The following is a 13,272-nucleotide window of genomic DNA, read 5'->3' on the forward strand; positions in this document are numbered from 1 at the left end:
GCGTCCGCACCCTCGGACGCCGTCCCCCGGTGCCGGATCCCGAGTCCTGGTACCGAACCCATGTCGCCACAGTCGCCGACGCCCGTCTCGCGTACCGTCGGCGTCCCCGCCTGCCGGTCGCGAGTCTCTCCCGACCCGACAGGAGAACCGCCATGTCCGCACCCACGGACCTCCGCCGCCCGCGCCCGGACGCGGTGCCGAACCCGCCGTACCGGCGGAACTCGCCCCCGCGATCGCCCGACGTCGGCGAACCCACGGACACGGCCGCGGCCCCGAGTGTGGGCGCGACCGCCGCGCCGAACCAGTCGCGCACGACGGGTGCTCCGTTCCTGTCCAGCACGCCCCGTGACCGGGTCCGCCGGCGCGCCCAGGGCGAAGCGGTCCCGCACGTGCGACCCCGCTCCGAGAGCCGCGCGCACAGCCCGGTCATGGTGCTCATCGTGCTCGTGGCGACGCTCGGCGTGATGGCGTACGCGGTGTTCCTGCTCGACCCCGCCAACCGCGGCGACTTCCTGCCGTACGGCCTGGTGATCGTCGCGGAGAGCGTCCTCGTCGGCCAGGCCCTGCTGTCGATGTGGACGATCCTGTCCGGCGGCGCCGACCCCCGCGACTTCGCGTTCCACCACACCCAGGACACGCTGTTCGACCGCGACACCGTCGCCCGCGACGGCCTGACCGACCAGCCGCACCGCTGGCCGATGCACGTCCGCGGCCGCCGGGTCGAGGTCGACGTGTTCATCACGGTCTACGGCGAGGAGCTGTCGAAGATCGCCGCGACCGTGCAGGCCGCCCTCGCGATGCGCGGCGAGCACCGCACGTGGGTGCTCGACGACGGCCGGAGCGACGAGGTACAGGCGCTCGCCGCCGAGCTCGGCGCCCGCTACGTCCGCCGCCTGTCCTCGCACGGCGCGAAGGCCGGCAACATCAACCACGCCCTGACCCTCGCGAAGGGCGACTACTTCGCGGTGTTCGACGCCGACTTCGTGCCGAAGCCCGACTTCCTGTTCGAGACCGTCCCGTTCTTCGCGGACGACGGCATCGCGTTCGTGCAGACGCCGCAGACCTACGGCAACCTGCACAACCTGGTGTCCCGTGGCGCCGGCTACATGCAGACCGTGTTCTACAAGTTCATCCAGCCCGGTCGGAACCGCTTCAACGCGGCGTTCTGCGTCGGCACGAACGTCGTCTTCCGCCGCAGCGCGATCGACGAGGTCGGCGGCATCCACACCGACTCGAAGTCCGAGGACGTCTGGACCAGCCTGATGCTCCACGAGCGCGGGTGGAAGTCCGTCTTCATCCCGATGACCCTGGCCGTCGGTGACGCCCCGGAGACCATCGAGGGCTTCACGAAGCAGCAGCTCCGCTGGGCCACCGGCGGGTTCGAGATCCTGCTCACGCACTTCCCGTTCAACCCGAAGCACCGGCTGTCGATGGACCAGCGGCTGCAGTACCTGGTCACGGCGAGCTTCTACCTGACGGGCATCGTCCCCGGGCTGCTGCTCCTCGTGCCGCCGCTCGAGATCTTCTTCGACCTGCGCCCGATGAACCTGTCGATCGGCCCGGGCGAGTGGGTGCTGTTCTACCTCGGCTTCTACCTGATGCAGGTGCTGCTCGCGTTCTACGCCCTCGGGTCGTTCCGGTACGAGACGCTGCTGCTCGCGGCGGTGTCGTTCCCGATCTACGCGAGCGCGCTCTGGAACGTGCTCTGCGGCAAGGAGCAGGCCTGGCACGTCACCGGCGCGAACCGCGGCCGGACCCCGTCGCCGTTCAACTTCATCGTGCCGCAGGTCCTGGTGTTCGTCTTCCTGTCGCTGACGAGCGTGGTCGCCGTCTGGCGCGACCTGCACAACGGACAGCTCACGCTCGCCACGGCCTGGAACATCACGAACACCCTCGTGTTCCTCGCCTTCATCGTCGCCGCGTTCCGCGAGCAGGCCCGGAACCGCGTCGCCGACCGCGAGCGCGCCCGCGGCGGCGTCGCCCGCCCGGCCCTCCCGCTGGCGCAGACCCCCGCCAGCCCGATCCGGACGACCGTCGTCCGACCCGACACCCTCGAACCCCAGCGCGCCGCGATCGCCGGCGTCGCGACGCAGGACGGACACCGCGCATGACCTGGACCAACCGACTCCGACTCTTCGGCGGCCTGCTGGTCGTCCTGGTGGTCGTCGCCGCCTGCACGCTGGTCTTCAACCAGCGGCAGAGCGCCGTCGCCAGCACCTCCGCCGCGATCGCCGCGCAGGAGTACGCCGTGGGCACCGACTACGGCGGCACCGTGACGCAGGAGTACGTCGAGGAGGGCGACACCGTCCAGAAGGGCGCGAAGCTGATCCAGGTGCAGAGCCTGCAGCTCGCACAGGACATCCGGAAGGGCGTCGTCGGGGCGGACACCCAGACGAGCGCCTACGACATCGGCGAGGACGGGCTCATCACGTTCAAGGCCGAGGTCTCCGGCACGATCGCGAAGATCGACGTGAAGACCGGCGGCTACGTGCAGGCCGGTTCCGAGCTCGGCACGATCCACAAGGCGGACAGCCTGTTCGTGACGTCGAACTTCACCGTCACGCCCCGCGACTACGGCCGCATCCGCAACGGCGCCGAGGTCGAGCTCCGCCTGCCCGACGACCGCACCGTCACGGGTCGCGTCAAGAGCGTCAGCGTCGAGACGAACGCCGACGGCCAGGCGAAGACCACCGTCGACGTGGAGAGCCGCGAGCTGTCCGCCTCGCCGTCCTCGGGGATCACGAGCCCCGGCACGCCCGTCGACGCGACGCTGCACCTGCAGGACGACGGCGAGCTCGCCGGGGTCACGGACATGGTCCGGGACTTCTCCCGCCAGATCGGGCTGTAGCCGGTGCGCCCCGCGTCCCGGACCGACGGGGCGGGCCCGACCCGTGCCTCCCGTCCGGTCCTGCTGGTCACCCTGGTGACGGCCGTCACCCTCCTGGTCACCGCGTGCACCGGGCCGGGAGGCACGGATCACCCGACCCCGTCGGCCTCTGCCACCGACGCGGCGGCCCAGGCGCGCGCGGTCGCCGCCCTGGGTGACGTCACGTCCTCCACCGCGGGGACGATGCGCCTGGCGGACGGGCTGTTGCCCCCGACGAACCGGTGGTTCTCCGGGCTCGTGTTCGGCGCGGCACCGCAGCCGGTGTTCCCGTCACCGATCTCGTGGCAGGTCACCAGCGGCGGGTTCGCCGCCGGGCTGCCGGACGTCACCGCGACCGAGAAGACCATCGCGGGCGGCGCCGTACCGCAGGTCGGCTTCGACCTCGGCGCGACGAGCACCCTGGTGTCGGCGTACGACGCGGTGTCGGTGACCGTCGAACACCGCGACGGCGACACCGTGCTCGGCCACTCCGTCGTCGCCGAGGGCTCACCGCTCGTGACCTACACGGCCGCACGCGACGGGCAGCTCCGCGCCACCACGCCGCTCACCCGCACCGGTGACGGCACCGCGACCATGACCGGCGGCGGCCGCACCTGGCAGGTCGTCGTCCGCGACGGCACCGTCGACAGCTCCGGGATCGCGCTGCGGAAGGGCGGCTCGGTCGTCCTGCTGCCGACCCCGGACGGGGCGAGCGCGTCCCAGGTCGCACGGCTCGTCGCGGCCGCGCGGCCCCTCGCCGGCACGACCCTCGAACGCAGCGCGACCCGGTCCACGCAGCGCACCATGCTCGGCTACGACTTCGGCGGCGGTGCGGGCGTCCTCGTCCCGCAGGCCGGTCAGGGCACGTCCGGCCTGTCGTGCACCGGGCTGGAGGTCGCGACCATCACCGGGCCCGCCCCGGTCTGCACCGGGACCGTGCTCCGGTTCGCGGCGGAGACCGTGCAACCCGACGACCGTCTCGACCTGTCCGGGCTCTCCGCGGCGGACCGCTCGACGCTCGCCGACCAGGTCCGCGAGGACGCCGCCGGGGTCGACCCGTCGTCGTACGCCGCCGACACCTACGGCGGCGGCAAGGACCTGTACCGCGTCGCGACGCTGTACCGGCTCGCGGTCGGGCTCGGTCTCGACGACCAAGCGGCGGCGCTGAAGTCGTCGATCGTCAGCGAGCTCGACCAGTGGTTCGACGCGTCCGGCTGCGGCGACCGCAGCGCCCGGTGCTTCCGGTACGACCCGACCGTGCACGGGCTCGTCGGGCAGCAGCCGTCCTTCGGGTCCGACGAGTTCAACGACCACCACTTCCACTACGGCTACCTGCTGTCCGCGGCGGCGATGGTCGCGGACGGGGACGACGCGCTCGTGTCCCGGTGGCGGACAGTCGCCGACCTGGTCGCGGCGGACATCGCCTCGCCGACGCGGACGACGTCGTTCCCGGCGCTCCGCGTCTACGACCCGTACGCGCAGCACTCGTGGGCATCGGGGTACTCGCCCTTCGCGGACGGCAACAACCAGGAGTCCGCGTCCGAGGCGGTGTCCGCCTGGAACGGCGTCGCCCGCTGGGGCACGGTGTCCGGGTCGGCGTCCCTGCGCTCGGTCGGCACCTGGCTGCTGTCGAACGAGGCGGCGTCGGCGCAGCGCGACGTCCTCGACCCGGACCTGTCCGCCTTCCCGGGCTTCACGCACCGGGTGGTGTCCCTGAACTGGGGCGGCAAGCGCGACCACGCGACGTGGTTCAGCGCCGCGGCGGCGGCTCCGGCGGGGATCGAGCTCATCCCGATGCCGGCGATGGCGGGGGAGTACGCCGGCGCCGGTGGTCGGGCGCAGATCCAGCGGGTCCTCGACGAGGCGGTGCCGGACGGCCGCTACGACGTGCAGTTCGGCGACTACCTGCTCATGTACCGGGCGCTCGGCGGGAAGTCGGACGCGGCGGCGGCGCTCGCGGACGCGAAGCGGTTGCCGGACGCGGTCGTCGACGCGGCGAACTCGCGGTCGTACCTGTACGCGTGGATCATGACGCGGACGTGACACTGACGTGACGCGACGGGCCCGCTCGGGCCGGTGCTACCCGTGCGGGCCGGCTCGGCCCGTGTGGACAGGCGCTGCCCGTGCGGGCCGGCTCGGGCCGGTGCTGCCGACCGCTCCGGCTACGTCTGGCAGCGTGGGCACCAGTAGGTGTCGCGCAGGGTCAGCTCGGAGTCGCCGAGTTCCCCGTGCCGGATCGGCGTCCCGCACCGCAGGCAGGGCTTGCCGGCCCGTCCGTACACCCAGAAGCGCCGACCCGGGCGGTCGACACCCGTCGTCACGCGGGCGTTGCGGTCGCGGTTCGCCAGGATGAGCCGGCTCGCGAGCGCGATCGTCCGCGCCGGGTCCTGCACCTGCCCGACCGGCCGCGTCGGCAGCACACCGCGCAGGAAGCACAGCTCGTTCCGGTACACGTTGCCCAGGCCCGCGAGCACCCGTTGGTCGAGCAACGCCAGTCCGACGGGGCGGTCCGGTTCGGCCGTGAGGTTCGCGAGCGCCCGGTCGGCGTCCCAGTCCGGGCCGAGCAGGTCCGGACCCAGGTGTCCGACGACCTCGGACTCCTGGTCGCGAGGAACCACCTCGAGCACCCCGAGGGTGAAGCCCACGGTGGACACGTCCTCGGCGTCGAGCACCACGCGTGCCTGGTGCGCCGGTCGTCGCCAGCGCTCACCCGGGGCGTAGACGTCCCACCGGCCCTCCATCTTGAGGTGCGAGTGCACGGTCAGGTCGCCGATCCGGTGGAGCAGGTGCTTGCCGCGCGGGACGACCTCGTCGACGGTCCGGCCGACCAGGTCGAGCGTCGCGAACGCGGGCACCCGGAAGTCGGAGCGGGTCAGGACCTTGCCGGCGAGGGCGGTGTGCAGTCGGCGGGCAGCCCGGAAGACGGTGTCACCCTCGGGCACGGCGCACCGTCCCGCTCCGAGTCGCGCAGGTCGTGCTCGGCTCAGACACGGAGCCGCACCCCCTGCGGCGTCGCCGTGAAGCCCGCCTCGCGCAGGGCGCTGCCGAGCGGGCTCTCGAGGACGAACTCCCCGTCCACCCGCTCGACCGCGAGCCTCCGGAGCCCCGAGCGCACCACCGCGGCGATGGACCGTGCGGCCGCGAGCAGGTCCGCCGGGTCGTCGGTGAACGTCAGGACGGACTTCCCGCCCCGTTCGACGTAGACCACCAGGCGGCCGTCGACGGTCGTGACCAGGGCGCCGGCCTTCCGTCCGGGACGGTGCCCGCGGGCCCTGCCCGTGCCGGCGGCCGAGACGTCCGCGGTGCTCGTGCGGGCGACCGCCGCCGTTCCGGTATCGGTGCCGTCCCCTGCGTCCACGGCGGTGTCCGCCGGGTCGCCGTCGGACGGCCACGGCAGCGCCGCACCGTACGGGTTCGCGGGGTCGGTCGCGGCGAGGGTCAACGCCTGGCGCTCCCGGTCGGCGTCGGCGCGCTCGTCGTCGTCCAGGTCCCGCGCGTACGTCCGGAGCCGGTCGACCGTGGGGCTCGTCGCGAACTGCGCCGCTCCGAGTCCCTCGACGAAGTACCCGCGGCGGGCCCGACCGGACTCTTCGAACCGACTGAGCACCCGGTACACGCCGGCGAACCCGCCCCGCACGCCCTCGACCTGCACGGCGCCACGGGTCACGACGCCGTACCGCTCGAGCAGCTGCTCCGCGGTCGCGGCGGCGCGGACGGTGCCGTCGGACTCCGCGAGCGGCAGCAGCGACCACCGGCCGCCGACCGAAGGCGGACCGGACTGCGTCGGGAGCGTCGGGCGTCGCCGGCCGCGGTACGGCCGGGAGCGCGGCGCACTCGTGCTCTTCGCCTTCCCGCCGAGCATCGCGCGGAGCGGCGCGAAGGTGTCGTTCGTGATCTGTCCGGCCCAGACGAGGTCCCACAGCGCCGTCGCCAGGGCGGTGTCGTCCGTGCTGCCGACCGCCTGGCCGAGCTGCCGGAAGAAGTACGCGCCGCCGCCGGCGAGTGCGCCGAGCACGTCGCGTTGCAGCTCGGTGGTCTCGTCGCCCGAGGGCTCGGCGAGCGTCGTCTCCGCCGTGTCCGCCAGGTGGAGTCGGACCCACCCGTCGTTGCCGGGGAGCGTGCCACCACCGGACCACAGGACCTCGCCCGTGGCGGTGAGCTCGTCGAGCATGCTCGTCGAGTAGTCGCTGACCCGGGCGGGCAGCACGAGGGTCTCCCACGCGCTCGCGGGCAGGGCGACGCCGGCGAGCTGGTCGATCACCTGCAGGACACCGTCCACGCCGCGCAGCCCACCGCGGGTCCCCGGGATGTGCACGTGCTGCCACGCGGGCAGGAACCGCGCGAGGGTGTCCGGCGACACCGGCTCGACCTCGTGCCGCAGGGCCGCGAGCGACTTCGTGCGGATGCGGCGGAGCACCTCGGCCTCGCACCACTCCGCGCCCTGTCGGTCCGGCCGGAACTCGCCCTCGACGACCCGGCGGTCGGCGACGAGTCGGCGCAGGGTGTCCTGGACGACCGCGACACCGAGCCCGAGGCGTCCGGCGGCGTCCTGCAACGAGAACGGTCCGTGCGACCGCGCGTACCGGCCGACCAGGTCGCCGAGGGGGTCGGCGACGGGCTCGACGAACGCGGTCGGGACGCCGATCGGCAGCGGGACCCCGAGGGCGTCCCGCAGGCGCGAGGCGTCCTCGATCACCGCCCAGCGGGTCGTCCCGGCCTGGCTGAAGGAGAGCACCCGCCGGTCGCGTTCGAGCGAGTCGAGGGCGGTCCGCACCGTGGCTTCCGCCGCCTGCTGGTCGGCCGCGTCCGCGAGCCAGCTGCGCGCCGTCAGCTCCGGCAGGTCGAGCGCCCCGACGAGCCGGAGCACGTCGACGATGCCCTCGGCGTCCCGCGCACGACGGTCGGGCGACAGCCGCTGCAGGTCGCGTTCGACGGAGGCGATCACCTCGGGGTCGAGCAGCTCCCGGAGCTCGGCGCGCCCGAGCAGCTCGCCGAGCAGCGTCGAGTCGAGCGACAGCGCCGCGGCTCGGCGCTCGGCGAGCGGGGAGTCGCCCTCGTACATGAACGCCGCGACGTACCCGAACAGGATCGACCGGGCGAACGGTGACGGCTGCTCGGTCTCACGCTCGACCAGGCGGATGCGGCGCTCGCCGATCTGGTCCGCGATGCCGAGCAGCGCGGGGACGTCGTACACGTCCTGCAGGACCTCTCGCACGGTCTCGAGGACGATCGGGAACGTCGGGTACTTCTGCGCGACCTCGAGCAGCTGCGAGGCGCGCTGCCGCTGCTGCCAGAGCGGTGACCGCTGCCCGGGGTTCCGGCGCGGCAGCAGCAGGGCGCGCGCGGCGCACTCGCGGAACCGCGCGGCGAACAGCGCGGAGCCGCCGACCTCGTCCGTCACGACGGCTTCGAGGTCGTCGCGCTCGAACACGAACAGGTCGGCCCCCGGCGGCTCGGCGTCGGTCTCCGGGATCCGGACGACGATCCCGTCGTCGGCGGCCATCGCGTCGCCGTCGATCCCGTGCCGTTCGCGGAGCCGGGCGCCCACGGCCAGGGCCCACGGGGCGTGCACCTGCATGCCGTACGGCGAGTGCAGGATGAGCCGCCAGTCGCCGAGCTCGTCACGGAACCGCTCGACCACCAGGGTCGTGTCGTTCGGGACGTGTCCGGTGGCCTCGCGCTGCTCGCGGAGGAAGGTCAGCAGGTTCGTGACGGCGCGGTCGTCCAGCCCACCGGCGGCCACCCGGGCACGGGCGTCCTCGTCCGAGGCGCCCTCGACCTCGCGGACGAACGCACCAGTGGCCTTGCCGAGCTCCGCGGGCCGGCCGATGCCGTCGCCCTTCCAGAACGGGACGCGTCCCGGCTGCCCGAACGCCGGGCTGACGAGCACCCGGTCGTGGGTGATCTCCTCGATGCGCCAGCTCGTCGCACCGAGGGCGAACACGTCGCCGACCCGGGACTCGTAGACCATCTCCTCGTCGAGCTCGCCGACGCGGGACGCCTTCTCGCCGACCATGAACACGCCGAACATGCCGCGGTCGGGGATCGTGCCGCCGCTCGTGACCGCGAGCCGCTGCGCCCCCGGTCGCCCGGTCAGGGTGCCGTGCACGCGGTCCCACACCAGGCGCGGCCGGAGCTCTGCGAACTCGTCGCTCGGGTAGCGCCCGGTCACCAGGTCGAGCGTCGCCTCGAACGCGGAGCGCGGCAACGAGCTGAAGGGGGCACTCCGCCGGACGAGCTCGAACCAGTGCTCGACGTCGACGGTGTCGATCGCTCCGGCGGCGACGGTGTGCTGGGCGAGGACGTCGAGGGGGTTCGCGGGGACCGAGATCGACTCGATCTGCCCGGAGACCATGCGCTCGACGGTGACCGCGCTGTTGACCAGGTCGGCGCGGTGCTTCGGGAACAGCACACCGCGGGAGATCTCCCCGACCTGGTGTCCCGCGCGGCCGACACGCTGCAGACCGCTCGCCACGGACGGCGGGGCCTCGACCTGCACGACGAGGTCGACCTCGCCCATGTCGATGCCGAGCTCGAGCGAGCTCGTCGCGACGACGCAGCGCAGGCGCCCGGACTTCAGGTCGTCCTCGATGATCGCGCGCTGGTCCTTCGACACCGAGCCGTGGTGCGCCCGGGCGAGCACCGGGACCGCCGGGTCGGACCCGCCGCCGTCCGTCTGCCCGGACTGCCCGATCACCTGCGCCGGCGGCCGCTTCGGCTGCGCGACGGGGGCGTGCGCAGATGCACGGCCGGGAGACTGCGTGACCGGCCCGGCCCCAGCACCGCCCGGTCCGGACCCAGTGCCGGCAGCACCGACGGCCGCCGGTTCGCGGACGTCCCGCGCCGCCAGCACCCGTTCCTCGTGGATCTCGTTCAACCGCGCGGTCAGGCGTTCGGCGAGTCGTCGGGAGTTCGCGAACACGATCGTCGACCGGTGCTCCTCGACCAGGTCGACGACCCGTTCCTCGACGTGGGGCCAGATCGAGCCGTTCGTCGGCGACTCGGTGGCGTCGGCTCCGACCGGGGGTGCGCCGAGCTCGGTCATGTCGTCGACCGGCACGACGACCCGCAGGTCGAAGGTCTTCTGCGCGGGCGGCGCGATGATCGTGACGGGTGCCCGGCCGCCGAGGAACCGAGCGACTTCTTCCGCGGGCCGCACGGTGGCGGACAGACCGATGCGCTGCACGGGCTCGTCGAGCAGGTCGTCGAGCCGCTCGAGCGACACGGCGAGGTGTGCCCCGCGCTTCGAGGACGCGACCGCGTGCACCTCGTCCACGATCACGGTGTCGACGTTCACCAGGGTCTCGCGCGCCGCGGAGGTGAGCATGAGGTACAGCGACTCGGGCGTCGTGATGAGGATGTCCGGCGGCTGGCGGAGCAGGCGCTGCCGGTCGGCGGACGGAGTGTCCCCGCTCCGGACCCCGACGGTGACCTCGGGCGGCTCCGTCCCGAGCCGCCGGGCCGTCTGCGTGATGCCGACCAGCGGACTGCGGAGGTTCCGCTCGACGTCGACCCCGAGGGCCTTGAGCGGCGAGACGTAGAGCACCCGCGTGCGCTGCTTGGCGGGCGGACGGTCCGTCGCGCTGATGAGCCGGTCGATCGACCACAGGAACGACGCCAGGGTCTTGCCGGACCCGGTCGGGGCGATCACCAGCGCGTGCTGCCCGGTCGACACGGCGTCCCAGGCGCCGGCCTGCGCGGCGGTCGGTGCGGCGAACGCGCCGCGGAACCACTCCGCGGTCGCGGGGGAGAAGCGCTCGAGGACGTCCGTCATGGTCCGTCCCATCCTGCCCGCGGCCACCGACAGCGGGCCGAGGAAGATCGATGCTTGACATCCCGATAGTTAGCGATCTATCGTCGACGCATCGCGACACGCACACAACGGATCGCGAGCCCGCTTCACCCGACACAGAGAAGGAGTCCTCATGCGCACCATGCACGACGACCAGATGCACGACCGCCGCGACCAGCGCGGCACCGGTCCGCGCGGCCCCCGCTTCGGCGGCGCGCGGCAACACCACGGGCACGGCTTCCCCGGCCGCGACCGCGGTGATCACGACCACGGCGGACGCGGCGGCTTCGGCCCCGGGTCCGGCGGACGCGGCTTCGGCCCGGGCTTCGGTCCAGGGTTCGGCGGCGGCCCCGGTTTCGGCCGCGAACGCCGTCGTCGCGGCGACGTCCGTCTCGCGATCCTCGGCCTCCTCGCCGAGGGCCCGCAGAACGGCTACGCCGTGATCAAGACCATCGCCGAGCGCACCGGCGGCGCCTGGAAGCCGAGCCCCGGCTCGGTCTACCCGACGCTCCAGCAGCTCGTCGACGAGGACCTCGTCGTCTCGACCGGCGACGGGCGCAAGACGCTGTTCGAGCTCACCGAGGCGGGCAGGGCCGAGGCCGCGTCCAAGTCGGACGAGATCGCCGCGGCGTTCGACGCAGCCCCGGGCATGCCGGACACGCAGCGTGAGTTCGTCGAAGCACTCCGGAAGACCATGGGCGTGCTGCACGTGTACCGGTCGAACGCGACCGACGAGCAGACGAAGGCGGCCACCGCGAAGATCGACCAGCTCCGCAAGGACCTGCTGCAGATCCTGGCGGACTAGCGGCTCGCGTCCGACGCGACACGACGACGGTCGGGAGGCACGTGGCGGGCCCGCCACGTGCCTCCCGGCCGTCTCCCGTCGCCCCACCCCCCCCGTCGCCCCGCCCCGTCGATGGAGCAGAACCCGTCGCGTGCACGGAGGCGATCCGACGTCGGCTGCTCCATCGACGGAGCGGACGGAGCGAACGGAGCCGACGGAGCGGACGGGCTCGGGACGTCCGCCGATCCTCCGCGGCGTGCGTCAGTCGGCGTCGACGAAGGCGGCGACGTCGGCGAGCTCCTCCGCCGACACCGCGTGCGGCAGCCCCGCGTACGTGCGGTCCGTGACGTCCGTGTGCGCTGCCGCCCAGGCCTGCGTACGTGCGGTCGCCTCCGCCGGGATCACCGGGTCCAGGTCGCCGTGCCCCAGGAACACCCGGGGGTGCACCGTCGCCACCGCCTCGTCCCGGGAGTCCGCGACCCCCGGCACGACGAAGCCGGACAGCGACACCGCGAACGCGAACGCCCCCGGTCGGGCGCGCAGCAGCTGCAGCGCCATCGAGCCACCCTGTGAGAACCCGAGCAGTCCGATGCGCGGGTGGTCGGCCGCGACGTCGTCGATCCATGCGAGGACCCCGTCGACGGCATCGTCCACCGGACCGACCGCGGGGGACCCCGGCGTCCCGAGCGGGTACCAGGAGAACCCGGGACCCCACGGCATCGGGGCGCGCAGCGACGCGGCCGTCCACGCCGGTGGGAGCGCGGGCGCGATCCCGAGCAGGTCCCGCTCGTTCGATCCCACCCCGTGCAGCAGGACGAGCAGCGGCGTCCCCGCCCGCTCGTCGGCCGGCCGGGTCCACTGCACGACGTCCGCATCGATCACGTGGACGACGCTAGCCGTCCACAGCGACCGCGCCGTGCGCCGAACTCGCCGGGGCGACTGGTAGACACGGTGCATGGCCTCGCTGCGCACCCCCGACCCCGACTCCGGCTGGCTGTCCGACGAGGAGCTCGCGAACATCCGCCGTCGCCTGCCGATCTGCTACGTCGAGGCGCTGCCCGTCCGCACCGACGGCCTCGGCGTCGTGACCGAGGTGGGCGTGCTGCTGCGCGTCTCGCCGAGCGGGTCGATCGCCCGGACGCTCGTCTCCGGCCGCGTGATGTTCGGCGAGTCGATCCGGACCGCGCTGTTCCGGCACCTCGAGAAGGACCTCGGTCCGATGGCGTTCCCGCAGCTCCCCGCGAGCCCGACGCCCTTCACGGTCGCCGAGTACTTCCCGCTCCCCGGCGCCTCGGTCTTCACCGACGAGCGGCAGCACGCGATCTCCCTGGCGTACGTCGTGCCCGTGACGGGGACGTGCGAGCCGCGTCAGGACGCCCTCGAGCTCACGTGGATGAGCCCGATCGAGGCGGCCTCCGATGCCGTCGCCGAGGAGATGGAGGGCGGCCGCGGCGCCCTGCTCCGTGCGGGCCTGGCGTCCGTCGGAGCCCTGCACTAGCGGAGTACGTCCGCGGCAGCGTCCACCCGCCGCGGCGACCGCCCACCGCGCCCGCAGACGACGAAGCCCCCGGGACCGATCGGTTCCGGGGGCTTCGCAGCGCGGTCGCTGGGACCGGCTTCAGTGCTTGTCGTTGCGGAGGCTGTCCGCGACGCCGTGCGCCGCGTCCTTGACGTCGTCGACGCCCTGCTTGGCCGACGCCTTGGCCTGGTCGGTCTGACCCTCGGCCTTCAGCTTGTCGTTGCCGGTCAGGTTGCCGAGGCCCTCCTTGACCTTGCCGACGAGCTTCTCGCCGGTGTGGTTGTTGTCTTCGCTGCCAGCCATACGGTCTC

The 13,272-nt window shown here is 73.3% G+C and carries 9 protein-coding genes; 5 read left to right on the plus strand and 4 right to left on the minus strand.

Going from position 1 to position 13,272, the window contains the following annotated elements; translation table 11 throughout:
* The first annotated feature begins 152 nt into the window (after positions 1–152).
* The 3 genes from HUN58_RS04035 to HUN58_RS04045 all read left to right on the plus strand — a co-directional run bounded on the left by HUN58_RS04035 (position 153) and on the right by HUN58_RS04045 (position 4,909).
* Positions 153–2,111 carry a glycosyltransferase family 2 protein gene (locus HUN58_RS04035; RefSeq protein ID WP_254631618.1) on the plus strand — a complete coding sequence of 653 codons (1,959 nt, stop codon included), beginning with the start codon at positions 153–155 and terminating at the stop codon, positions 2,109–2,111.
* The gene (locus tag HUN58_RS04040) at positions 2,108–2,848 is read left to right on the plus strand and encodes an HlyD family secretion protein (RefSeq protein ID WP_141859364.1); all 741 of its coding nucleotides are present in this window, start codon (positions 2,108–2,110) and stop codon (positions 2,846–2,848) included. The genes HUN58_RS04035 and HUN58_RS04040 overlap by 4 nt, the downstream gene beginning before the upstream one ends.
* A 75-nt stretch (positions 2,849–2,923) precedes the next feature.
* Entirely contained in the window at positions 2,924–4,909 is a 1,986-nt protein-coding gene (locus HUN58_RS04045) for a glycosyl hydrolase (protein WP_180225965.1), read from the plus strand.
* 119 nt (positions 4,910–5,028) lie between these two features.
* On the opposite strand, the gene HUN58_RS04050 is transcribed toward HUN58_RS04045, so the two are convergent.
* Together HUN58_RS04050 and HUN58_RS04055 are read right to left on the minus strand one after the other, a co-directional pair.
* Positions 5,029–5,808: an Fpg/Nei family DNA glycosylase gene (locus HUN58_RS04050; RefSeq protein WP_180225966.1), complete on the minus strand. Its 780-nt coding sequence runs from the start codon at positions 5,806–5,808 to the stop codon at positions 5,029–5,031.
* 41 nt (positions 5,809–5,849) lie between these two features.
* The gene (locus tag HUN58_RS04055; protein WP_180225967.1) at positions 5,850–10,640 is read right to left on the minus strand and encodes an ATP-dependent helicase; all 4,791 of its coding nucleotides are present in this window, start codon (positions 10,638–10,640) and stop codon (positions 5,850–5,852) included.
* 151 nt (positions 10,641–10,791) lie between these two features.
* On the opposite strand from HUN58_RS04055, the gene HUN58_RS04060 reads away from it, so the two are divergent.
* Positions 10,792–11,463 (plus strand): PadR family transcriptional regulator, encoded by a 672-nt coding sequence (locus tag HUN58_RS04060; RefSeq protein ID WP_254631619.1) that lies wholly within the window; start codon positions 10,792–10,794, stop codon positions 11,461–11,463.
* Between the two features lie 240 nt (positions 11,464–11,703).
* Here the strand turns inward: HUN58_RS04060 and HUN58_RS04065 are convergent, their stop codons facing one another.
* Entirely contained in the window at positions 11,704–12,324 is a 621-nt protein-coding gene (locus tag HUN58_RS04065; protein ID WP_254631620.1) for an alpha/beta hydrolase, read from the minus strand.
* A gap of 73 nt (positions 12,325–12,397) precedes the next feature.
* Between HUN58_RS04065 and HUN58_RS04070 the strand changes: the two genes are divergently transcribed.
* A complete protein-coding gene (locus HUN58_RS04070) occupies positions 12,398–12,940 on the plus strand; it encodes an NUDIX hydrolase family protein (protein ID WP_058742808.1) in 543 nt (180 codons plus the stop codon).
* A gap of 120 nt (positions 12,941–13,060) precedes the next feature.
* Here the strand turns inward: HUN58_RS04070 and HUN58_RS04075 are convergent, their stop codons facing one another.
* Entirely contained in the window at positions 13,061–13,264 is a 204-nt protein-coding gene (locus HUN58_RS04075; RefSeq protein ID WP_058742809.1) for a CsbD family protein, read from the minus strand.
* Positions 13,265–13,272: the final 8 nt, after the last annotated feature.

Source organism: Curtobacterium sp. Csp1, from assembly GCF_013347185.1.

Coding starts and splice junctions, on each gene's coding strand:
- HUN58_RS04035 (WP_254631618.1), top strand. CDS start 153: ATGTCCGCACCCACGGACCTCCGCCGCCCGCGCCCGGACGCGGTGCCG.
- HUN58_RS04040 (WP_141859364.1), top strand. CDS start 2,108: ATGACCTGGACCAACCGACTCCGACTCTTCGGCGGCCTGCTGGTCGTC.
- HUN58_RS04055 (WP_180225967.1), bottom strand. CDS start 10,640: ATGACGGACGTCCTCGAGCGCTTCTCCCCCGCGACCGCGGAGTGGTTC.
- HUN58_RS04060 (WP_254631619.1), top strand. CDS start 10,792: ATGCGCACCATGCACGACGACCAGATGCACGACCGCCGCGACCAGCGC.
- HUN58_RS04070 (WP_058742808.1), top strand. CDS start 12,398: ATGGCCTCGCTGCGCACCCCCGACCCCGACTCCGGCTGGCTGTCCGAC.
- HUN58_RS04075 (WP_058742809.1), bottom strand. CDS start 13,264: ATGGCTGGCAGCGAAGACAACAACCACACCGGCGAGAAGCTCGTCGGC.